This window comes from Caulobacter sp. GW456-12-1-14-TSB4 (assembly GCF_059424195.1).
Window position 1 is genome coordinate 22,883 of sequence record NZ_JBWKZF010000034.1, and the last position, 21,504, is coordinate 44,386.

19 protein-coding genes and 1 pseudogene are annotated in these 21,504 nt (G+C 67.8%); 10 read left to right on the top strand and 10 right to left on the bottom strand.

Annotation, left to right across the window (positions count from 1 at the left end):
* The first annotated feature begins 27 nt into the window (after positions 1 to 27).
* The 3 genes from AC07YH_RS23025 to AC07YH_RS23035 all read left to right on the top strand — a co-directional run bounded on the left by AC07YH_RS23025 (position 28) and on the right by AC07YH_RS23035 (position 3,584).
* Positions 28 to 810 (top strand): LytTR family DNA-binding domain-containing protein, encoded by a 783-nt coding sequence (locus tag AC07YH_RS23025; RefSeq protein ID WP_494749241.1) that lies wholly within the window; start codon positions 28 to 30, stop codon positions 808 to 810.
* A 442-nt stretch (positions 811 to 1,252) separates the two neighbouring features.
* Positions 1,253 to 1,948: a response regulator transcription factor CtrA gene (ctrA, locus tag AC07YH_RS23030; protein ID WP_295112001.1), complete on the top strand. Its 696-nt coding sequence runs from the start codon at positions 1,253 to 1,255 to the stop codon at positions 1,946 to 1,948.
* A gap of 259 nt (positions 1,949 to 2,207) precedes the next feature.
* The gene (locus AC07YH_RS23035) at positions 2,208 to 3,584 is read left to right on the top strand and encodes a M23 family metallopeptidase (RefSeq protein ID WP_494749242.1); all 1,377 of its coding nucleotides are present in this window, start codon (positions 2,208 to 2,210) and stop codon (positions 3,582 to 3,584) included.
* Between the two features lie 9 nt (positions 3,585 to 3,593).
* Here AC07YH_RS23035 and AC07YH_RS23040 read toward each other — a convergent pair whose 3' ends face one another.
* Positions 3,594 to 4,862 (bottom strand): cytochrome P450, encoded by a 1,269-nt coding sequence (locus AC07YH_RS23040; RefSeq protein ID WP_494749243.1) that lies wholly within the window; start codon positions 4,860 to 4,862, stop codon positions 3,594 to 3,596.
* A 172-nt stretch (positions 4,863 to 5,034) separates the two neighbouring features.
* Here AC07YH_RS23040 and AC07YH_RS23045 point away from each other — a divergent pair, with 172 nt between their 5' ends.
* Entirely contained in the window at positions 5,035 to 7,026 is a 1,992-nt protein-coding gene (locus AC07YH_RS23045; protein WP_494749244.1) for a di-heme-cytochrome C peroxidase, read from the top strand.
* An 18-nt stretch (positions 7,027 to 7,044) separates the two neighbouring features.
* Here AC07YH_RS23045 and AC07YH_RS23050 read toward each other — a convergent pair whose 3' ends face one another.
* Positions 7,045 to 8,565: an ATP-binding protein gene (locus AC07YH_RS23050; RefSeq protein WP_494749245.1), complete on the bottom strand. Its 1,521-nt coding sequence runs from the start codon at positions 8,563 to 8,565 to the stop codon at positions 7,045 to 7,047.
* A 274-nt stretch (positions 8,566 to 8,839) separates the two neighbouring features.
* Here AC07YH_RS23050 and AC07YH_RS23055 point away from each other — a divergent pair, with 274 nt between their 5' ends.
* Both AC07YH_RS23055 and AC07YH_RS23060 read left to right on the top strand, forming a co-directional pair.
* A complete protein-coding gene (locus AC07YH_RS23055) occupies positions 8,840 to 9,775 on the top strand; it encodes a DMT family transporter (RefSeq protein WP_494749246.1) in 936 nt (311 codons plus the stop codon).
* 9 nt (positions 9,776 to 9,784) lie between these two features.
* Positions 9,785 to 9,895, top strand: a pseudogene (locus AC07YH_RS23060) (hypothetical protein); the annotation flags it as partial.
* A gap of 13 nt (positions 9,896 to 9,908) precedes the next feature.
* Here AC07YH_RS23060 and AC07YH_RS23065 read toward each other — a convergent pair.
* Positions 9,909 to 11,201 carry a M20/M25/M40 family metallo-hydrolase gene (locus AC07YH_RS23065; protein ID WP_494749247.1) on the bottom strand — a complete coding sequence of 431 codons (1,293 nt, stop codon included), beginning with the start codon at positions 11,199 to 11,201 and terminating at the stop codon, positions 9,909 to 9,911.
* A gap of 38 nt (positions 11,202 to 11,239) precedes the next feature.
* Between AC07YH_RS23065 and AC07YH_RS23070 the strand changes: the two genes are divergently transcribed.
* On the top strand, positions 11,240 to 11,377 hold the full coding sequence (locus AC07YH_RS23070; protein WP_494749274.1) for a hypothetical protein: 138 nt from the start codon (positions 11,240 to 11,242) through the stop codon (positions 11,375 to 11,377).
* On the opposite strand, the gene AC07YH_RS23075 is transcribed toward AC07YH_RS23070, so the two are convergent.
* Together AC07YH_RS23075 and AC07YH_RS23080 are read right to left on the bottom strand one after the other, a co-directional pair.
* Positions 11,374 to 13,407, bottom strand: coding sequence for a phosphocholine-specific phospholipase C (locus AC07YH_RS23075; protein ID WP_494749248.1), 2,034 nt, complete (start codon positions 13,405 to 13,407; stop codon positions 11,374 to 11,376). The genes AC07YH_RS23070 and AC07YH_RS23075 overlap by 4 nt on opposite strands.
* A gap of 234 nt (positions 13,408 to 13,641) precedes the next feature.
* On the bottom strand, positions 13,642 to 14,745 hold the full coding sequence (locus AC07YH_RS23080; RefSeq protein WP_494749249.1) for a Zn-dependent alcohol dehydrogenase: 1,104 nt from the start codon (positions 14,743 to 14,745) through the stop codon (positions 13,642 to 13,644).
* Positions 14,746 to 14,976: 231 nt separating this feature from the next.
* Here AC07YH_RS23080 and AC07YH_RS23085 point away from each other — a divergent pair, with 231 nt between their 5' ends.
* The gene (locus AC07YH_RS23085) at positions 14,977 to 17,904 is read left to right on the top strand and encodes a beta strand repeat-containing protein (RefSeq protein WP_494749250.1); all 2,928 of its coding nucleotides are present in this window, start codon (positions 14,977 to 14,979) and stop codon (positions 17,902 to 17,904) included.
* A 6-nt stretch (positions 17,905 to 17,910) separates the two neighbouring features.
* On the opposite strand, the gene AC07YH_RS23090 is transcribed toward AC07YH_RS23085, so the two are convergent.
* Entirely contained in the window at positions 17,911 to 18,387 is a 477-nt protein-coding gene (locus tag AC07YH_RS23090; protein WP_494749251.1) for a chemotaxis protein CheW, read from the bottom strand.
* Positions 18,388 to 18,580: 193 nt separating this feature from the next.
* Here AC07YH_RS23090 and AC07YH_RS23095 point away from each other — a divergent pair, with 193 nt between their 5' ends.
* Together AC07YH_RS23095 and AC07YH_RS23100 are read left to right on the top strand one after the other, a co-directional pair.
* Positions 18,581 to 18,967: a hypothetical protein gene (locus AC07YH_RS23095; RefSeq protein ID WP_494749252.1), complete on the top strand. Its 387-nt coding sequence runs from the start codon at positions 18,581 to 18,583 to the stop codon at positions 18,965 to 18,967.
* A 181-nt stretch (positions 18,968 to 19,148) separates the two neighbouring features.
* Entirely contained in the window at positions 19,149 to 19,376 is a 228-nt protein-coding gene (locus AC07YH_RS23100) for a hypothetical protein (protein WP_494749253.1), read from the top strand.
* 239 nt (positions 19,377 to 19,615) lie between these two features.
* Here the strand turns inward: AC07YH_RS23100 and AC07YH_RS23105 are convergent, their stop codons facing one another.
* From AC07YH_RS23105 to AC07YH_RS23120, 4 genes are all read right to left on the bottom strand, one after another.
* Positions 19,616 to 19,921 carry a HAMP domain-containing protein gene (locus AC07YH_RS23105; protein ID WP_494749254.1) on the bottom strand — a complete coding sequence of 102 codons (306 nt, stop codon included), beginning with the start codon at positions 19,919 to 19,921 and terminating at the stop codon, positions 19,616 to 19,618.
* Positions 19,922 to 20,131: 210 nt separating this feature from the next.
* The gene (locus tag AC07YH_RS23110) at positions 20,132 to 20,701 is read right to left on the bottom strand and encodes a bactofilin family protein (RefSeq protein WP_494749255.1); all 570 of its coding nucleotides are present in this window, start codon (positions 20,699 to 20,701) and stop codon (positions 20,132 to 20,134) included.
* A 93-nt stretch (positions 20,702 to 20,794) separates the two neighbouring features.
* A complete protein-coding gene (locus AC07YH_RS23115; protein WP_494749256.1) occupies positions 20,795 to 21,037 on the bottom strand; it encodes a DUF2188 domain-containing protein in 243 nt (80 codons plus the stop codon).
* A gap of 200 nt (positions 21,038 to 21,237) precedes the next feature.
* On the bottom strand, positions 21,238 to 21,450 hold the full coding sequence (locus AC07YH_RS23120; protein ID WP_494749257.1) for a hypothetical protein: 213 nt from the start codon (positions 21,448 to 21,450) through the stop codon (positions 21,238 to 21,240).
* Positions 21,451 to 21,504 lie beyond the last annotated feature (54 nt).

Below are 21,504 nucleotides of genomic sequence, written 5' to 3' on the forward strand. Positions count from 1 at the left end.
GCATAACGTCGCTCTATACCTCGCAGCATGACCACCCGCCGTTCCAACCCGCCGCTGCTGGGGACCGCCCGTGAATGGGCGATCGACCTTGGCGTGGGCGTGGGGATCGGGGTGCTGCTGGGGCTGATGGGGCCGTTCGGGAGCTTCTTCAACGACAAGCCGGCGTTGCGGATGGCCTATTGGATCGGGACGATCTCCAGCGGGATGGTGTTCTTCGGGATCGTGACTCGGCTGGCGGCGGCGGGCGCACGGCGGTTGGGCCTGCCGGACTGGGCGATGGTCGCGCCGGTGATCCTGGTCGGCAGCGCGGTCCAGGGCCTGCCGCTGCGGGGCGTGGCGATCGCGATCTGGCCGCAGATCGATCACGCCGTGCCGCCGCTGGAGTGGTACGGCCAGTGCCTGGCCATCACCAGCCCGATCGTGCTGGCCTACTACTTCCTTCGCGTGCGCCCACTCGCGCGCAGGCCCGCGCGCGAGGCCCTGGTCCCCATTGAGGCCCCGGCCGTCGCCGCCGATCCTGGCGCGGTGCTCTATCTGAAGATGGAGGACCACTATGTCCGGATCCGCACCGAGCACGGGTCGCGGCTGGAGATCGGACCACTCTCCCGGGTGACGACGGGACTGGCTGGCCTCGAGGGTCTGCAAGTCCATCGCTCGTGGTGGGTGGCCCGGCGGGCGATCGTCGGGGTCGAGCGCGATGGCCGCAACCTGCGTCTGCGCCTGACCGACGGGCAGACCGCCCCCGTCAGCCGCGCCTCGGTGGCCAAGCTGCGGGCCGCCGGCTGGCTGGCGGAAGAAAACCCGCTCTAGGCGCTGCGGCAGGGCGTCGCGCCCCTCTTCCATGGCCCAGCTTCCGTCCTGACCTCGTCCGCCGACGGACGCACTTCAAGCGCGAGCATGGCGTTCAAATTCTCGCGACGGAACGTCGCAATCTCGCCTCAAAGGCGAAAGGAAAGCGCGCTTGGCCTTAACGGCGTAACGGCGTTCGGATCGTTGCAGATGCACGGATTTTAAGGGTTTCGGAGCCCGGATTAGGGTCCTGGAAAGGCCCCCTGCGACGCCTGCGACCAATGTGTCCAGGGGCCTTCGGACCGCTTGCACCCGATTCGCAAATCATATTAACCATTCGGCCAACGGAAACATTCACCATTAACCAGTCTTAAATTAACTCTCGGGCAAAGTGGCCGAAGGGTTTAGCGGCGGACTTCCGCCTAAGACGTTCGAATACGCCAGGATTGGCGTGGAGGGGCTCATGCGCGTACTGTTGATCGAGGATGACAGCGCGACGGCGCAGACCATCGAACTGATGCTGAAGTCTGAAGGCTTCAACGTCTATACGACGGATCTGGGTGAAGAAGGCGTCGATCTGGGCAAGATCTACGACTACGATCTTATCCTGCTCGACCTCAATCTTCCGGACATGAGCGGCATCGATGTTCTGCGCACCCTGCGGGTCGCGAAGATCAACACGCCGATCATGATCCTGTCGGGCTCGTCGGAAATCGACACGAAGGTGAAGACCTTCTCGGGCGGCGCCGACGACTACATGACCAAGCCCTTCCACAAGGACGAGATGATCGCCCGCATCCACGCGGTGGTCCGTCGTTCGAAGGGTCACGCCCAGTCGGTCATCAAGACCGGCGACATCGTGGTCAACCTGGACGCCAAGACGGTCGAAGTGAACAGCAACCGCGTTCACCTGACCGGCAAGGAATACCAGATGCTGGAGCTGCTTTCCCTGCGCAAGGGCACGACCCTGACCAAGGAAATGTTCCTGAACCACCTGTACGGCGGCATGGACGAGCCGGAACTGAAGATCATCGACGTCTTCATCTGCAAGCTGCGCAAGAAGCTGGCGGCCTCGGCCCACGGCAAGCACCACATCGAGACGGTCTGGGGCCGTGGCTACGTGCTGCGCGACCCGAACGAAGCGGTCAACGCCGCCTAAGCCGGACGAATTCTTAGTAAGCGTAACAGTAAAGCGTACCCAAGACGCCCGCCGGAAACGGCGGGCGTTTTCTTTTATCGATCATATGGTTACGCTTCGTCTGCTAACGGACGTTAACCATGCCGTGACAAAACGACCGAAGCGCCGAATAGTCCTTGCCGCCGGGAGCGCGGCTCGCGCATGTTCCGGCCCGACGATTGCTGGGGGGCGACCCAGCCGTGTCATTTTGACTGAGCGGCATCGAACCGACGGGGGCACGATGCAGGAATTTGATCCGCGCCGCGGCGCGACGCGCTGGGCGCCCAAGGTGTTCACCGCCGTGGCCGGCCTGGCCGCCCTGGCGCTGGGCTGGAAGCTGACCGCGGACGACGCCGCGCCGACCAGCGTCCGCGCGCCCCTGGATCCCGCCGCCCTGACCGCCCTGCAGCACGTGGCCTTCGCCAGCGCCGAGGCCCAGCCCGGCTTCGAGCGTCCCGAGAACATCGCCGTCAAGGTCCGGCCGGGCGAGACCCTGCAAGGCGCCGTGCAGCGCGCCGGCGTCGCCCCGGAAGAGGCCCAGGCCGTCGTCACCACGCTCCAGGGCGCTATCGACACCGTCAACATCAAGGCCGGCATGGCCTTCGAGGCCGCCGTCGCCCAGCGTCGCAGCCAGCGCGGCCCGGCCCGCCTGATCGGCCTCTCGATGCGCACCAGCCCCAACTCGACCCTGACCGTTTCGCGCACCTTCGACGGCGCCCTGCGCCTGCGCGAGCTGGAAGAGAAGGTGAAGGACGAGAAGAAGGTCGCCTGCGGGGAAATGAACGGCTCGTTCTACGAGAGCGTGGCCAATGTCGGCGGCACCCCGGCCGTGATCAGCGAGGCGGCCAAGCTGTTCTCGCACAAGATCGACTTCTCGCGCGACATCCACGAGGGCGACCGCTTCTGCCTGGTGTTCGATCGCAAGGTCACCGAGAGCGGCCGCACCATCGAGGCCGGCGACCTGGAATATGCGGAAGTGAAAGGCCAGAAGTTCTACGCCTTCGACCGCAAGGATGACGACGGCAAGCCGCAGTTCTTCGACGAGCTGGGCAAGAACATCAAAGGCTTCCTGCTGCGCACCCCGGTGGACGGCGCGCGCATCACCTCGACCTTCGGCCAGCGCAAGCACCCGGTGCTGGGCTATACCCGCGCCCACAAGGGCGTCGATTTCGGAGCCGGCACCGGCACCCCGATCCTGGCGGCCGGCGACGGCGTCGTGCTGGAGGCCCGCCGCTGGAGCGGCTACGGCAACTGGCTGCGCATCCGCCACTCGGGCCAGTGGGACACCGGCTATGGCCACATCTCGCGCTACGCCCCAGGCATCAAGGCCGGCACGCACGTGCGCCAGGGCCAGGTCGTGGCCTATGTCGGCGCGACGGGCCTGGCGACCGGCCCGCACCTGCACTACGAGGTCTGGCTGAAGGGCGAGCGCGTCAACCCGATCGGCGCCAAGGTCCCGCAAGGCACCATCCTGGCCGGCTCGGAACTGGCCTCGTTCAAGTCCCAGAAGTCCCGCATCGACCGGATGCTGGCCGAAGGCGGGCAGCCGGTCAGCAATGACGATACGCCGAAGCTGGCGATGGCCGACCTGGAAAAGGCCAAGCACTCGCTGCGCTAGGGGCCGCCCTCACGTCGTCAGGATCAGGCTTTCCGGGAACGGGCCGCCCTTGAAGTCCAGGTGACCGGCCGACCCGGCCGCGCGCTTGGTGAAGCCGGCCTTGATGATCTGTTTGGCCAGTTCGGGCGCCTGCATCAGGCTGACCTGGTCGCCCAGGCAGCGATGTTCGCCAAAGCCCAGGTGCAGGTAATGATAGGCCGGGCGGCCGGGCTTGAACGTGTCGGGATCGGGAACCACCGTGGCGTCGTGCATGGCCGAGGCGATGCTGGCGAACACCAGCGTGCCGGCCGCCAGGGTGGTCTGGCGCGGCGTGCCCGCGGCGATCGTGTAGGGCTCGACCAGCAGTCGCCCCACGAACGGGGCCATCGGGTTGAAGCGCAGGGCTTCCCAGAAGATGGCGTCGAAGGTCGCGTCGTCGTCGGCCTGGGCCGCGCGCTTGGCGGCGACCATCTGGTCGGGGCGGTCCAGCAGCTGGTCGATCGCCTGGACGATGGCGGCCGAGGTCGTCTCGATGCCGCCGACCAGCAGGCCCATGGTGTTGGACAGGATGCGGCCCTGGTCGAAGCCGATCTGCGGCGGGGTCTGCAGGCGCAGCATGCGGGCCACCACGTCGTCGATCTTCGGGTCGGCCTTCACCTGCGCGGCGCGGCGCGGCAGGAAGTCGTCCAGATAGGCCCGCATCTCGGCCCCGGCGGTGAGGTTGGCCTGATGGATCCTCGGGTCGTTGGCCAGGTTGTGGAACATGTCGTTCTGGGTGGCGTAGGACCAGCGCAGCATCGCGATCAGGTCCGGACCCGGGAAGCCGAAGTACTGGCCGGTCAGGGCGACCGGGCCGGGGCGGGTGACCTGCGAGACCAGTTCCAGCCGGCCGTCGGGCGAGGCGCCCTCGGCGATCAGCCGGGCGCCGATCTTGGCCACCTTCTGGCGCACGCCGGGCAGGTCGGCCTGCTGGATCAGCGCCCGCATGATCCCCTTGTCGCGCTGGTTGAAGACCGTCCCGTCGCGGGCCAGCATGAACGGGCCGACGGCCGGATCCATCTTGGGGGCGTAGGGCTGGACCGTGAACTGCAGGTTCCGCGTCAGTGCCTCTTCGACGTCGGCGAACATCGCCAGGATGGTCGGCCCGCCGGGCGTCACCAGGATCGGCCGCCTGGTCCTCAGCTCCTTGAACAGCGCCAGGGGCTTGGTGGCGATCCACTGATAGAGCAGGGCCAGCTTCTGCGGCGGCTGGGCGGCGTCATAAGCGTCCAGAAACGATGCGGCGGCGACATCGACCATCTTTGACCTCGGCCTTGGCGGGTTTGAGTGGCGGGTTTGAGTGCTGCTGAACAGCCGCCTCGAGACGCACCCATCGTGAGAGGGCAGGCGGGGTAACGCCTAAAAATTGTATCTCATATTGATGAGTCTTCAAAATTGTATTCTTATGAGGACATCGCGGAGGGCAGCGCCGATGTCGGGACTCAAGAAAGCCATCCTCTGGGGCGTGGCGCTGATCGTCCTCGTGGTCGCCGTCGTCGGCATCCCGAAGATTCTAGCCCTTCTTGAGCCGCCGCTGCCGGCGCCCCAGCCGGTGCGCGAGGCCCGCTGGCTGGACCAGGGCTGGAGCGAGAGCGAGCGCTACTGGTTCCACCACGCCACCCAGGGCACCTCGACCCTGCCGATCCCCAACGCCTGGTTCGTGGCCCTGGCCGAGCCCAAGATCCTGCCCGGCAAGGAGCAGCTGTTCATCAGCGACGGCTACATGCAGAAGCTGGGCTTCATCCCCAGCCCGCCGTCGGGCGGCGGGAATGAGAAGGCCTACGGCTACAAGGCCAGGATCGGCGAACTGGCCGACGCCACGATCGAGAGCAACAAGGGTCTCAATCCCGTCGGCCTGCCGGTGGGCTTCGCCGTCACCAAGGGCTATCCCGACCCGACCACCGGCAAGATGCTGCCCGACCAGGTCGGCCTGACCTGCGCGGCCTGCCACACCGGCCATATCGAATATAACGGCGTGTCGCTGCGCGTCGACGGCGGCAACGCCGCCACCAGCCTCAGTCAGCTGACCACGACCCTGGGCATATCGCTGTTCCTGACGGACAAGCTGTTCTGGCGGTTCGACTCCTTCGCGGACCGGGTGCTCGGCCCGAACGCCACCAAGGCCCAGCGCAAGCAGTTGCATGCCGATCTGAGCGCCAGGGTCAAAGGTCTGTTCGCCGCGATCAAGGCGACCGAGGCCATCGACAAGCGCGACGGCGTGACGGAAGGCTTCAACCGCCTCGACGCGCTCAACCGCATCGGCAACCAGGTGTTCTACGCCAACCTGCTGCCGGCGAAGTCGGCGACCTTCGATCCCCTGGTCAACTACGCGGCCCCGAACGCGCCGGTGAAGTACCCCTATCTGTGGAACACGCCGTGGTTCAACTGGGCGCAGTACGACGCCTCGATCGGCCAGCCCGCCATCCGCAATGTCGGCGAGGCCATGGGCGTGCAGGCGCGGGTGAACATGACCACCTACGACCAGCCGCACAAGCTGTGGGACTCGTCGGTGCCGGTGGCCAACCTGGCGCGGATGGAGCAGCAGATCGAGGGCCCCAATCCGCTGACGCGCGAGGCCGACGGCCGGGTGCGGGGCTTCAAGGGTCTGTCGGGTCCCAAGTGGCCCGAGGACGTGCTGGGCAAGATCGACAGGGCCAAGGCCGAGACGGGCCGCAAGGTCTACGCCCTGCGCTGCCAGGGCTGTCACCTGCCGCCGGTCGATGATCCGAACCAGGCGCTCTACAGCCCGACCCTGTGGACCACGCCCAACGAGCATGGCGAGAGCTATCTGAAGCTGAAGGTCATCCCGCTCAGCCTGGTGGGCACCGATCCGGGCCAGGCCATGATCCTGTCGGAGCGCAAGATCAAGGCGCCGCTGGCGCTGGGCCTGCAGCCGGGCGTGACCGACCCGAGAGGCGTGACCTGCTTCACCACGCCCACCCCGCCGGCTACGGAGATGAGCTTCGGCCAGGCCCTGGCCTCGGCGGTGCAGTCGGTGGTCGACAAGTTCCACATCGACGAGAAGACGCCGATCAAGAGCGACAAGGCCGACGCCGACAAGGGCAACCGCCCCAACTGCGTGCAGACCCCGCACGGCTACAAGGCCCGGCCGCTGAACGGCGTCTGGGCGACGCCGCCCTATTTGCACAACGGCTCGGTGCCGTCGCTGCACGCCCTGCTGGGGCCGCCTGGCGAGCGTCCGCCGAGCTTCTGCCTGGGCAACCGCGCCTACGATCCCAAGCTGGTCGGGCTCGACGTCAAGGCCTGCCCGCGCGGGACCTTCAAGCTGGACACCGCCGTCAAGGGCGGCTCCAACCAGGGCCACGAGTTCCGCGACGCCCCGGCCGGGACCAAGGGCGTCGTCGGTCCGGGTCTCAGCGCCGAGGATCGCGCGGCGGTGATCGAGTTCCTGAAGACCCAGTAGGGCTTGAAGGCGGCCGGGCTACCCCACCGCCGCCTGGATCCCCGCCAGCAGGTTCGCCGCCGTGATCGGCTTGGACACGTGCAGGTCCGCGCCCGCCGCCAGGGTCTGCTCGCGGTGGGCGGTCAGGGCGTTGGCGCTGAGCATGATGATCGGGGTGCGGGGCGCGCCGCGTTCCAGCTCCAGCTCGCGGATCAGGCGGGTGGCGGTCAGGCCGTCCATGCGGGGCATCTGCATGTCCATCAGCACCACGTCGAAGGCCGCGGTCTTGAAGGCCTCGAGGGCGTCGACGCCGTCATCGACCGTGACCACCTCGGCGCCTTGCGTGGCCAGGATCAGCTGGGCGACGCGCTGGTTGGTCGGGTGGTCCTCGACCAGCAGCACCCGCAGCGGGGCGTCGTCGGGGCGCGGGGGCAGGCCGGCCTGGCCGGGGTTCAGCGCCTCGGGCTCGGCGCGGGGCAGGTCCAGGGTGACGGCGAAGCGGCTGCCGGCGCCGGGCGTCGAGGACGCGCTGATCTCGCCGCCCATCATCTCGACCAGTGAGCGGCAGATGGACAGGCCCAGGCCCGTGCCGCCGAAACGGCGGCTGATGGTGGCGTCGGCCTGGTGGAAGCGGCCGAACAGGCCCGCGGCGTGCTCGGCGTCGAAGCCGATGCCGGTGTCCTCGACCGCGAAGACCAAGGTCTCGCCGGCCTCGATGCGCAGAGTGACGCCGCCGGCGTGCGTGAACTTGATGGCGTTGGACAGCAGGTTGCCGACGACCTGGCCGATCCGGGCGCCGTCGCCCAGATAGCAGCCCCGCGTCTCGCCGATGACCTGGAACGCCAGGCCCTTCTCCTCGGCCCGGTGGCGCATGATCTCGATGCAGGGGCGCAAGCTCCGGTCCAGGCAGAACGGGCGCTGCTCCAGATGCATCTGGCCGGCCTCGATCTTGGCGATGTCGAGGAAGTCGGAGACCAGCCGCTCCAGCGCGGCGCCGCTGTCGCGGATCAGCCCGACCATCTCGGCCTGGTCGGGGTTCAGCGGCGTGCGGGTCAGGGCGTCGACGATGCCGATGACGCCGTTCAGCGGGGTGCGGATCTCGTGGCTGATATTGGCCAGGAAGTCGGTCTTGGCGCGGTTGGCCGCCTCGGCCGCGGCCTTGGCCTCGACCAGGGCCTGCTCGGCGGCCACGCGCTCGGTGACGTCGCGGGCCACGCCATAGATGCGGTCGCCCAGCCGCTGGGCGCGCCATTCGAAGGTCAGGTAGTGGCCGTCCTTGTGGCGATAGCGGTTGATGTAGCCGACCACCGGATCGTTGTCCTTGCGGTTCTCCACCTCGACCACGCTGCTCAGGGTGCCGGGCATGTCCTCGGGATGCACCAGGCGCAGCAGCTTCAGCCCCTCCATGTCCTCGGGACGGTGGCCCAGCTTGGCTTCCCAAGAGCGGCTGGCCTTCAGGACGCGGCCCTCGATGTCGCGGATGATCAGCAGGTCCAGCGAGACGTCGAAGAAGGCGCTGATGTCTTCGGCGAGGGTCGCGTGGGTGGTCGTCTGCGTCATCGTGACCGAAATCCTTGTGAGCGTCCGCAATGTCGGCAAGCCGAAGCAGTGGGGCAAAACATCGATATCAGTGACGCTAGAGAGGTGTGAACAACCTGCGAGGGATTTCCAGAAAGACTTGCGAACTGCGGCGAAACGCCACCCAATTCAGGTATAACTGATCTTCGAAGAACGACGTTATTCACAGGCGCTCGGTGATTATTTGCACACTGGCCGAGATTGAAGCCCGGGAGCCCAGGGCCTAGAAGCAGCGCTTGCCAGCCGCGAGCCCGTCTTGACCGTTTCCTCCCGCGCCTCTCTCTACAGCGACCGCCGCTTTGTCCTGGGCATCGCGGTGCTGTGCTGCCTGCTGTGGGGCAGCGCGTTCCCGGCGGTGAAGGTCGGTTTTGCGCTGCTGCACGTGGCCAAGACCGACATGGCCACGCAGATGCTGTTCGCCGGCTGGCGGTTCCTGGGCGCGGGGCTGATCCTGCTGGTCCTGGCCGTGCTGGGCCGACGCTCGATCGCCGTGCCGCGCGCGCGGGTCGGCGTGATCGTCGGGCTGGGCCTGTTCCAGACCACCCTGCAGTACGTGTTCTTCTATGTCGGCCTGGCCCACGCCACGGGCGTGAAGTCGTCGATCATGAACGCCACCGGCGCGTTCTTCAGCGTGATCCTGGCCCACTTCCTGTTCAAGAACGACCGCCTGACCCCCCGCAAGATCGCCGGCTGCGTGCTGGGCTTCGCCGGGGTGCTGGCCGTGAGCCTGGGCGGAAAGGGCTTCGACTTCGAGTTCAGCCTGCTGGGCGAGGGCTTCGTGGTCATCGCCGCCTTCGTGCTGGCGGCGGCCTCGATCTGGGGCAGGGCCATCTCGCAGAAGATGGACCCGATGGTGATGACCGGCTGGCAGCTGGCGATCGGCGGCGCGGGCCTGCTGGCCATCGGCGAGGTCGCGGGCGGGCATCTCGCCGGCTTCGACGCGCGGTCGCTGTCGCTGCTGGCCTACATGGCCGGGCTGTCGGCGGCGGCCTTCGCGCTGTGGTCCTTGCTCATGAAGCACAATCCGGTCGGAATGCTGGCGGTGTTCAACTTCCTGATCCCGGTGTTCGGCGTGCTGCTGTCGGCGGTGTTCCTGCACGAGCCGGTGCTGGCGTGGAAGAACGCCGCGGCGCTGGCGTTGGTGTGCGGGGGGATCTTCCTCGTCACACGTAAGCCAGCCAAAGCCGCCTAACCCAAAGTTTGTCATCCCGGCCGCAGCGAAGCGGAGAGCCGGGACCCAGGGGCCACCGCAGTGCGCCGGCTCCTGGGTCCCGGACAAGCCCTGTGGGCTTTCCGGGATGACAAGAATTAGGGCGGTGTGGGCCTCAGTTCACCCCCGCCACCGCCAACAACGCCGCCAGGCCCACCTGCATCCCCTTCACGCTCGGCGCCTTCTCGACGTCGATCCATTCGTCCAGCGCGTGCGCGCGGCCGGCCTTGCCGCCCGAGCCGATGGTCACCGCCGGAATCCCCAGGCTCATCGGCACGTTCGAGTCCGTCGAGCTGTCCTGGTGCTCGGGCTTCATGCCCAGCGCCGTGACCGCCGCCGCCGTCAGCACCACGATGTCGGCGTCCTGCGGCGTGGTCCCGGCCGGGCGCTCGCCGATCACCTTGGCGTCGTAGCTGATCTTGCCGGCCTGGGTGGAGCGGGCGGCGTTCTCGCCGGCGACGGCCTTGTCGAGAATGCCGATGAAGGTCTGGTCCAGCTTGGCCAGCTCGGCGGCGCTTTCCGAGCGCATGTCGAACTCCATGAACACCGAGTTCGGGATGGAATTGACCGAGGTGCCGCCGCCCGTGACGCTGGCCGAATAGGTCACCTTCGGCTCCTTGGGGACCTGCACGGCGTAGAGATCGACCACGGCCTGGCCCATCGCCGTCATCGGGTTCACCAGGCCGAACGCGCCGTAGCTGTGGCCGCCCGGGCCCTTGAAGGTGACGCGATAGCGCTTGGAGCCGACGCCGCGGTCGACGATCCGCGACGGATCCGAACCGTCCATCGAGAAGAAGGCGCTGATCCGGCCCTTGTAGGGACCCTTGTTGAACAGGAACCGCGTGCCGCGCAGGTCGCCGGGGCCTTCCTCGCCGACATTGCCGACGAACAGGATGTCGGCCTTGGTCGAAATCTTGGCCGCGTCCAGGGCGCGCATATAGGCCAGCAGGGTGGCGAGGGACCGGGTGTCGTCGCCGATGCCCGGAGCCATCAGCTTGGTCCCCTCGCGCTTGACCTTCACGTCCGTGCCTTCGGGGAAGACGGTGTCGAGGTGGGCGGCCAGCACCACGAACGGGCCCTTGCCCTTGGTCACCGTGCCGGGGCGCACGCCCATGACATTGCCTTCGGCGTCCATCTCGACGTTCGTGAGGCCGTGGGCCTTCAGCATCTCGAGATAGGCCTTGCCGCGGGCGGCTTCCTTGAACGGCGGGGCCGGGATCTCGGTCAGGGTGACGATGTCGGCGACCGTGCGGTCGAAGTCGGCGTCCAGCTTGGCGGCGGCCGCCTTGAACGCCGGCGAGGCGACCATCTTGGCGACGGCCTTGTTCGGATCGGCTTTGGGCGCGGCGGTGGCGGAGCTGGCGGCCAGGACGGCGGCGAGCGCGAGGAGAGAGGGGCGGAGGGACATGGGCGAATCCTTGAAGGTCCCGCACACCCTAGCTTGCGATATCGACGATACCCAACCCAGCTTGTCATCCCGGCCGCAGCGAAGCGGAGAGCCGGGACCCAGGGGCAACCGCACTGCGCCGGCCCCTGGGTCCCGGACAAGCCCTGCGGGCTTTCCGGGATGACAAGGAGGGTTAAGCGGAAAGCCGCGCCACCCCGCCCATCAGCGGATCGGTGATCGAATCCCGGCCGGTCTCGATCCGCCCTGCCAGGCGCCGTAGCCAGGTCGGGTCGGCGGCGTCGCGGACGGTCAGGTCGTACCAGCCATGGTCGGTGGCGAAGGTCTGGGCCTGCGTCGTCTTCAAAGTGACGCGCCAGGGCGTCTTGCCGCCCTCGACGATCAGGATGCGCGGTTCCTGGCGGGTGTTGGTCAGGGTCAGCAGCAGGGCGTCGTCCTTGGCCCGAGCAGTGACCTCGACGCCGATATCCTGGCCGGCGAAGCGGCGGTGGAAGCCGTTCGGGCCCAGCACCCACAGGTCGTGCGGTCCGGCCGGCCAGGCGTCTTCCAGCCAGGCCTTGGGACCGACCGTGTAGCGGCGCGGGACGGCGTCGAGCCGCAGGCGGTCATAGACGTGCAGCACCGCCGCGGCCGAACCGCTGTTGGCGAGGCTCAGAGTCATGGCCCCGTCCTTGATCCGGCCATCCACGGCCAGGGCGTAGGGCAGGGCGCGCGAGGGCTTCGTCCCCTTGGCCTGCACCGGCGCGACCATCGTCGCCGGCGTGGGCGGCTTGATCTCTGGCAGCTTGGACGCGCGGGCGGCGCTCTCGGCCACCGACGGCAGCGCCGGGAAGGGTTTGTCGTTGGGCGTCTTGAAGTCGAAGCACGAGGTCAGGTCGCCGCAGACCGCCCGCCGCCAGGGCGCGATATTGGGCTCCATCACCCCGAACCGCGTCTCCAGGAAGCGGATCACCGAGGTGTGGTCGAACACCTCGCTGTCGACATAGCCGCCCCGGCTCCACGGCGAGATGGCGTAGAGCGGCACGCGCGGGCCCAGGCCATAGGGCCGGTTCATCAGGTCGTCGCGCTCGGCCTTGGCCTCGGTCGGGTTGCGCACCGTGTGGTGCATGCCGGCCAGGTCCACGGTCGAGCCGCCGATCAGCTTGCCCTCGGCGTCCTTCGACGGCGGCGACGGCGGCGGCATGTGGTCGAAGAAGCCGTCGTTCTCGTCGAAATTGACGATCAGCACCGTCCGCGCCCAGACCTTCGGGTCGGCGGTCAGGGCCTCGATGACGCGCGCGGTATAGGCCGCGCCCTGGGCCGGGCTGGACGGGGCGGGGTGCTCACTGTCGGCGGCCGGGGCGATGATCCACGACACCTGCGGCAGGCGACCGGTGACGACGTCCTCACGCAGCTTGTCCAGATGCTGGGTGGTCAGGGCCAGGTCCTTCAGGCGCTTGTCCGAGCCCGGAACATCCTTGTGCGCCTCGCGATAGGCCTTGAAGCCGGCCAGCGGGTTGTCGGTGAAGTTGTCGGCCATGTCCTGGTAGATGCGCCAGGAGACGCCGGCCTTCAGCAGCCGCTCGGGATAGGTGGTCCAGCGATAGGAGTCCGCCGCGCCGCCCTTCTCGGGGAAGTCGTCGTGCGAGTTGGAGATCGACGGGCCGCCCAAGTCGCCGGCCGGGTTGTTGGTCCCGGTCCACAGGAACAGGCGGTTGGTGTTGGTGCCGGTCTGGGTCGAGCAGTGATAGGCGTCGCAGAGGGTGAAGGTCTCGGCCAGGGCGAACTGGAACGGGATGTCGGCCCGCTCGAAATAGCCCATCGACCACGGCTCCTTGGACTCCGGCCAGCGGTCCATGCGGCCCTGGTCCCAGGCGTCCTGGGCGTTGGTCCAGCTGTGCGGCGTGCTCTCGACCCGCATATGGGCGAAGGTCTTGGTGGTCTCCAGCGGGAACGGCGCGATCCGCTGGTCCTTGTAGGCCTGGGCGAAGACCGAGCGGTCATCCTTGACCGGAATGGTGAAGCGGTCGCCGAAGCCGCGCACGCCGGCCATGGTCCCGAAATAGTGGTCGAAGGCGCGGTTCTCCTGCATCAGGATCACCACGTGCTCGACGTCCTTGATCGTCCCGGTGCGGACATCGGCGTCGATGGCCGCCGCCTTGGCCAGGGCCGGCGGCAGGGCCATCGCGCCGATCGCGGCGAGCAGATTGCGACGGTCGAGCTGGGGCATGGGGAGGCTCCGGTGGAACTAGGCCGGAGTTAGCACGGGTGTTTAGTCAGGGATGTGACAGTTGGTCTAGACCAGTGGCCTTTTCCCTAACCCCGTTTCCCCGGCGAAGGTCGGGGCCCAGATTCATCCAGAGCGGCTGGGGATGATCCGAGATACGCTCGTTCAGCTCGTCGAACGCTCGTGGGTTCGATCTGGGCCCCGGCTTTCGCCGGGGAGACGGATCGTGGGTAAGGGCTAGTCAAAAACGATCACCGACCGCGCCAACTCCCCGCGCTTCAGCTCATCGAACGCCGAGTTCACGTCCTCCAGCTTGATCCGGCGCGAGATCAGGTCGTCCAGGTTCAGCTTGCCGTTCATGTAGAAGTCCACCAGCCGCGGCATGTCGACCGGGAAGCGGTTGGAGCCCATGTAGCTGCCCTGGATCCGGCGTTCCCCGAGGAAGTCGACGCCGTGCAGCTCGATCTTGGTGCCGACCGGGATCATGCCGATGACATTGGCCGTGCCGCCTCGGCGCAGCATCTTGAACGAGGCCTCCGCCGTCGCCTTCAGGCCGATGGCCTCGAAGCTGTGCTGCACGCCGCCGCCGGTCAGCTCGACCACGGCCTTGGCGATGTCGTCGACCTGCGAGCCGTCGATCACGTCGGTGGCCCCGAAGGTCCGGGCCAGCTCCAGCTTGGAGGCCACGCGGTCGATGGCGATGATCCGGCCCGCGCCGGCGATGGCCGCGCCGTTGATGGTGGCCAGGCCGACGCCGCCGCAGCCGATCACGGCCACCGTCTCGCCCGGCCGGACGTTGGAGGTGTGCATCACCGCGCCCACGCCCGTCATCACCGAACAGCCGATCAGGGCGGCGCGGTCGAACGGCATGTCCTTGCGGATGGCCACGCACGCGTGCTCGTGGACCAGCATCATCTCGGCGAACGACGACAGGTTCAGGAACTGGGCCATCTTGCCGTTGGGGCCGCCACCGAGGTCTTCCTTGAAGAGGCGCGGCTCGCCGTCCTTCGGACGCTTGGTCTCCGGGCTGATGCACAGGTTCATGTGCCCGGTCAGGCAGACCTCGCAGTGGCCGCAATAGGGGTTGAGGCAGGTGATGACGTGGTCGCCGACCTTCACGGTGCGCACCTCGCTGCCGACCGCCTCGACGATCCCGGCGCTCTCGTGGCCCAGCACGGCGGGCAGGGGGTGGCTGTAGGAGCCCTCGATGAAGTGCAGGTCCGAGTGGCAGACGCCGGCGGCCTTGGTGCGGATCAGCACCTCGCGCGGGCCCGGCTTGCCGATGGCCACGGTCTCGATCTCGAGGGGCTTGCCAACCTCGCGCAGAACAGCGGCCTTCATGCGTCTCTCCCTTTGACTTCTGAGGAGACTAGCGGGTGGGCGCAGGCCAGCGGAAGAGGGAATTCGAACAAATGTTCGAGGCGTGGCGCGCTGTGCCGGAACGACACGCGTGGCTCAATCCTGGACATCGGAGACCTCCAACACTCGCCTTTTGGCTGATTTCTCCAGGCTCAACTCTTGCAGTCGTCGGATCACGCTGAGGTTGCAGCTTGTTCCGAGGGGTTTAGGGCGATGGATTATCAGGGCACCGAACGCGCCGACGTACTGACCGGCGGCGCCGACAACGACGTGATCTATGGCTACGGCGGAAACGACACTCTGAAGGGTGGCGCGGGCGACGACGTCCTGGCCGGCAACGATGGCGTCGACATCCTGCAAGGCGGCGACGGCGACGACTACATCCTGGGCGGCGCCGGCAACGACACCATCGACGGCGGGGCCGGCAACGACTGGGCGGCCTATGAAGACGCCACGGCCGGCGTGAAGGTCGACCTCAACCTCACCACGGCTCAGAACACCGGCGGCTCGGGCACGGACAAGCTGACCGGGATCGAGAATGTCTACGGCTCGGATTTCAACGACACCCTGACCGGCGACGCCAACGACAACATGATGGTCGGCGGCAAGGGCAACGACACGGTCAGCGGCGGCAAGGGTAACGACACCCTGTGGGGCAGCGCCGGGACCGACACCCTGGATGGCGGCGACGGCGACGACTACCTGGTCGGCGGCGCGGGCGACGACATCGTCAAGGGCGGCGCGGGGTCGGACTGGGCCTCCTACGAGGACGCCACGGCCGGCGTGAAGGTCGACCTGAAGCTGACCACGGCCCAGGACACGGTCGGGGCCGGCAAGGACACCCTGAGCGGCATCGAGAACCTGCTGGGCTCGAAATTCGCCGACACCCTGCAGGGGGACGCCAAGGACAACTACCTGACCGGCGGCGCGGGCGCGGACAACCTTTATGGCGGGGCCGGCGACGACCACCTGGAAGGCGGGGCGGGCGACGACTTCATCGACGGCGGCGACGGCTTCGATGTCGTCAGCTACGAGGACGGCATCGAGGGCGGCGTCTATGTCGACCTGCGCATCCCGATCCAGAACCAGTTCCTCAGCACCGCCCACGGCAAGGATCGCCTGATCTCGATCGAGGCTCTGTGGGGCTCGTCGGGCGACGACCACTTCATCGGCAACGCGTCCGAGAACTACCTGGCGGGCAACGGTGGCGACGACATCCTGCAGGCCGTCGGCGGCCACGACACGCTGGAGGGCGGCGACGGCAATGACGTCCTGAGCTCCAGCGTCGATGGTGACGGCGACATGCTGCTGGGCGGCGCCGGCGCCGACATCCTGACGATCGCCGGGACCAAGGGGACGACCATCGTGGACGGCGGCGAGGGTTCGGACACCCTGCGCTTCACCGGCACGGTCGGCGTGACCTACGATCTCTCCAAGACCGGCCCGCAGGAAGTGGCTCCGGGCCTGAAGGTGGATGCGCAGGGGATCGAGAACCTCCAGGGCGGGGCGGGCAACGACCGCCTGACGGGGGACGCCCACGACAATGTCCTGGCCGGCGGCTTGGGCGACGACGTGCTGGACGGCGGCGCGGGCTTCGACATCGTCAGCTACGAGACCGGCGGCGAGGACTTCGGCGTCTACGTCAACCTCAGCACGGGCGGGGCCAGCAATCCGGGGCACGGCACGGACACCTTCATCTCGATCGAAGGCGTGCGCGGCACCAACTTCAACGACATCCTGTCCGGCGCCGAGGGCAGCCATCTGTACGGCGCGGGCGGCAACGACATCCTCTACGGCTACGGCGGCGGCATCCTGGACGGCGGCGACGGCAACGATTTCCTGAGCGCCTCGGTCGGCGGCGACGACATGTTCGGCGGCGCGGGCAACGACCGCATGCAGCTCTCGGTCGGCGGCAGCGAGGTCCTGACGGCCGCGACGGCCGACGGCGGCGATGGCGACGACGTCTTCCAGTTCCTGGACGCGACCGGCCACCACATCATCGACGGCGGCGCGGGCAATGACGAGCTGGACCTGTCGACCCTGGTCAGCAACAGCCTGCAGAGGCCCACGGTCGACCTGCGGATCGCCGGCATGCAGACCGTCATCACCGACCGGTTCTACGTGGATATCCGCAACGTCGAGAATGTCCTGGGCTCGAACAACGCCGACCACATCATCGGCAACGCCGCCGACAACGTCATCCAGGGCGGCATGGGCGACGACATCATCGACGGCGGCGACGGCTTCGACATGGCCAGCTATGCGTTCAGCGCCGGGGTGAAGATCGACCTGCGCCAGGAGGTGCAGGACAATAGCGCTCTTTATGCCGGCCCGGGCATCGACCACCTGATCTCGATCGAAGGCGTGATCGGCAGCCAGAGCGGCGACGACACCCTGACCGGCAATGACGGCAAGAACCTGCTCCAAGGTCTTGGCGGCAACGACACGCTCAAGGGCATGGGCGGCGACGACGTCCTGGCTGGCGGCCGGGGCGTCAACATCCTGGACGGCGGCGAGGGCTCGGACACCGCCGACTATGCCGACGCCGACAGCGGCGTGAAGCTGGACCTGGCGATCACCGACGCGCAGAGCGCCAACGTCTACGTCACCGACAAGCTGATCTCGATCGAGAACCTGACGGGCTCGCGCTGGGACGACAAGCTGTCGGGCGACGCCGGCAAGAACCTGCTGACGGGCGGTGACGGTAACGACGTGCTGGACGGCCGCGGCGGCGGCGACACCCTGGTCGGCGGCAAGGGCCTGGACATCATGACCGGCGGCGAGGGGCGCGACACCTTCAAGTTCGCCATCGGCGACTCGATGCCTGTCGACGACACCGGCGCTGGCGTCGATGTGATCAACGGCTTCGAGATCACCGACCGCCTGGTCTTCAAGACCGGCGCGTTCGCCTGGAGCTATGCCGAGAAGACGGCCGCCACCTACGGCGAGGCGTTCGGCCTGGCCCAGGAGCGGATGGCGACCGGCGAGGCGGGGATGAACTTCACCGCGGTGAAGGTCGGGTCCGACGTGTTCGTGTTCGCCGGCGAGGTCACCGGCCAGAGCTTCGCCCTGCAGAACGTCGTCAAGCTGGCCGGCGTCGGTCTGGACGCCGTCGAGTACTACGACTTCCTGGGCGGCTAGTTCGCCTTAGGCCGCGAGCGCGACCTGGCGTTCCGGCAGGATGCGGCTGACGGCCAGCAGGACCGTCATGTCGCCTTCGCCGCTGGTGATCACGGCCGAGACCAGCGGCGAGTCCTCGCCGTCGCCCAGGGCCGGGGGCGCGTTGATGTGCTCGGCCTCGACGGTGAAGCTGTCGCAGACGGCGTCGACCAGCAGGCCGGCGACGTCGTCATGGTTCTCGACCACGATGATGACCTGGCGGGCGCCGTCCTGCGCCGCGCCCTTGCCCAGGCGCCACGACAGGTCGATGACCGGCATGACCTGGCCGCGCAGATTGATGACGCCGCGCACATAGGGCGGAGCCTCGGGCAGCGGGGTCGGCGGGGTGACGCCGCGGATCTCGCGCACCGCGCTGACGGGGACGCAATAGGTCTGGGCCCCGACCTCGAACGAGAGGACCTGCAGGGCCTGGCCCTGGGCGTAAGACACGGTGTCGGTCGTCATGGCGGCGGTCTCCGTGGAGGTCGCAAGAAGGCTGTTTCGACGCCACCCTCCCTGAAAAAGATGAACAAACCGGTTTCGAGAGCCGTTGAAGGATTCCGTTCAGGCGCCGTTCAGGCGCGAAGTCCGATCGTTCACCTAACGCTTAGACGACGCGCCGCGCCGCCCAGGAGCGAAGGATCCAGAGGAGGCCACGATGGCCAACAAGATGATCACCACGGCCGGTCGGATCGCCGCCGGCCTCGCCGCGCTCTCGATGGTCGCCGCCGCGACCACGGCCTCGGCGGACTCGCGCTACCGCCACTATCGCGGCCATCGCGGCAACGACACCGCCGCCGTGGCCGTCGCCGCCGGCATCGTCGGCCTGGCGGTCGGCTCGGCGATCTCGAATAACGACCGCCGCGGTCGCGGCTACTACGACCAGGGCTACTACGCCCCGCCGCCGCCTCCGCCGCGCTACTACGGCGGCTACGGCTACTACGAGCCGCGTCCGTACTACGGCCACCATGGCCGCGATTGCTGGACGACTCGCGAGTACGACCGCTGGAACGGTTCGTACTACGAGCGGACCGTCTGCCGCTAAGCCTTCACGAGATTGGATCGCCGTTGTGAGCCGGCGATCCGATAGGCGCTGTCCGCCCCGACACGCCGCCAGCCCTGGGACCCAAGGTCCCGGGGCTTTTTCGTTTTGAGTTCGAGAGGACTCGACTCCGGCGAATAATAAGAACAAAAAAGGAACATTACTGCGCCGCCAGGAGCCCGTCATGGCCTTCGCCGATCAGACTGCCGTCTTCCAGAGCCCGTTCGGCGCTGGCTTGCGTATCACCGACGACCGGTTGGACATCGCCGAGGCCGTGCTGGCCGGGGCCTGGCGCACCTTGCGGGCGGCGGGGTTCGGCGAGGCCGAGGTCCAGGCGCTGTTCGACCAGATCGCCGACCGGCCCGAGGACCTGGCGCGTCGCCTGCGCAAGATGGCCAATGCGGCGGCCTGAATTTTTCGGGAAGGTCGGCGCATCCGTCCCGCGAGCGCGACCGTAGCTCGGAGGAACCGGCAGGCTCTGTTCCGGGTCCGATTTGGCGCGGTGTATCGCGCTGGGACAGCGGGGATGTTCAGGCCGGCCCCGCCGCGCGTCCGCCGACCGTCCCCCACACCAGGGCGGGCGAGCCTCGGAACCTCCTCGCCACGCCCCCAAATGGGCGGGGAGGTTCCGTTAGGGCGTTGTTGTTCGAATTAGTGCGAGCGGCTCAGCAGCGCGCTGAGGATTTCGGCGCGCTGGGCCGTATCGACGCCGATGCGGCTCGCCAGGTCGCGGATGCCGGCTGGATAGGCCTCGCCGCCGTCGGCGATGGCCTTGGCTTGCTCGGCCAGGCGGCGCAGGTCGCGATCGAGACGCTCGATCTCCTCGCGGGCCAGCATGCGGGCTTCTTCCTGCAGGCGTTTGACGCGCTGGGCGGTGGTCTCGGGACCACGTCCCAGGTCGTAGATTTCCGCTACACCCGAAACGGGGGGCACGATCTTCAACGGCTTGCCGGCCATGGATTTGAGCTCCTCGATCCAGGCCGGTTCACGCCGGCCTACATCTGTTCAAAGCCCGGCTTAGCGTCAGCGTTCCGAGGTTTTCCGCGAAAGCGCGACCGCGTGGCCGCCGCGCCACAGGCGAGCGCGACAGCCGAAAGTGGACGCCGGTTTCGGCGGCAGTCGCGCGCAGAAAGAATGCTCGCGGCGCCTTAAAACGCGTCAGAAAGCTCAGTGTGCGACGTGGCTGTACGGCGTCTGCGAAGCCGACGGTGGGGCGGCGGGGGCAGGGGCAGGAGCCGAGGCGGGCGCAGGAGCCGGCTGCGGCGCATAGGCCTGAGCCTGCTGCGGCTGCTGGGCTTGCGGTTGCGGCGGAGCCGGCCGGCGGAACTTCAGGCTGCGACCCTCGAACTGGGCGCCGGTTTCCATGGCCAGCTGCTCATGGGTGATGTCGCCGTCGATGCGGGCGGTGCCGTACAGGCGCACGGCCTGGGCGGTCACCGAGCCGATCACCAGGCCGTGGATCTCGACGGCCTGGGCGACGATCGTGCCTTCGACGCGGGCGTTGGGGCCGACGATCAGCTTGCCGACCTTCACGTCGCCCAGCACCACGCAGTCGAGATGCACTTCGACATCGCCGACCACGTCGCCGCGGATCGTCATGCCTTGCGTGAACATCGAGGCCGGCTTCGGACGCGGCGGCGGGGCCACGGGCGTGACCGAGACCGGCTGCCCGGCGCGCGGCTGGGGGTCCAGCGGCGCCAGGGCCAGCGGCGCGGTCTCTTGCTTCTTGGCGAACATCGGTGGCGACCCTTGTCTCAAAATGGGCTTCAGGAAGCACCATACCGCAAGAACCGGGCCGATTTCGGAACGGGACCGTTACTTGTCCTCCCGTTACTTGTCCTCGACGTGGGTCGTCGGCCGATCACCGCCGTCCGAGACCTCGCGATGCCAGACCGCGTTCTTGTCCTCGTAGGAAATGCTTTCGGTCTCGCCCGACACCTGCTGCTCGCCCGCCGCCCGCTTGGCCGCCCTGAGCGCCGCGTCGTGGTTCGGGAAGGTCTCGGAGAACGTGTCGCCCACCTTGTAGGCCCAGCCGCCGTCGTGCTCGACGATGATGTAGGTGATATCGGTCATGGGGGCGTCTCCAGATAAGCGTCGCAGGTCGAACGGGGTGTCAGGGGAAGGGGTTCCGGACGGGGCGTCTTGTCGGATCATGCTGCCAACGCCAAGCGGCGTATATTGAGCAATATGCAATCTATTCAGATCGACTCCGACCTGATGGAGCAGCGCCGGAAGATGGGCGCGGAGCTGGACAAGATCGTCCCGCGCGCGGCTTAGCGCGCCGGCGCGGTCAGGGCGCGCAGGGCGTCCAGGGACAGGCGCTTGTCGCCGGTGATGCGCAGCTGCATCCAGCGATCCTCGAACGTGATCGTCTGGCCGTCGATGGGATGTAGGCGCTGGCTCGTCCAGTCATCGAGGATATAGGGCGCGCCCACCCGGCAGCCGCCGAGGCTGGGGGCCGGCGCAAAATTGTAGAGGTCGATCACCTCGCCCTTGCCCTCTCAGCGAGGCTTCCGGTCGCGGCGAGCAGGAGCAGCGCC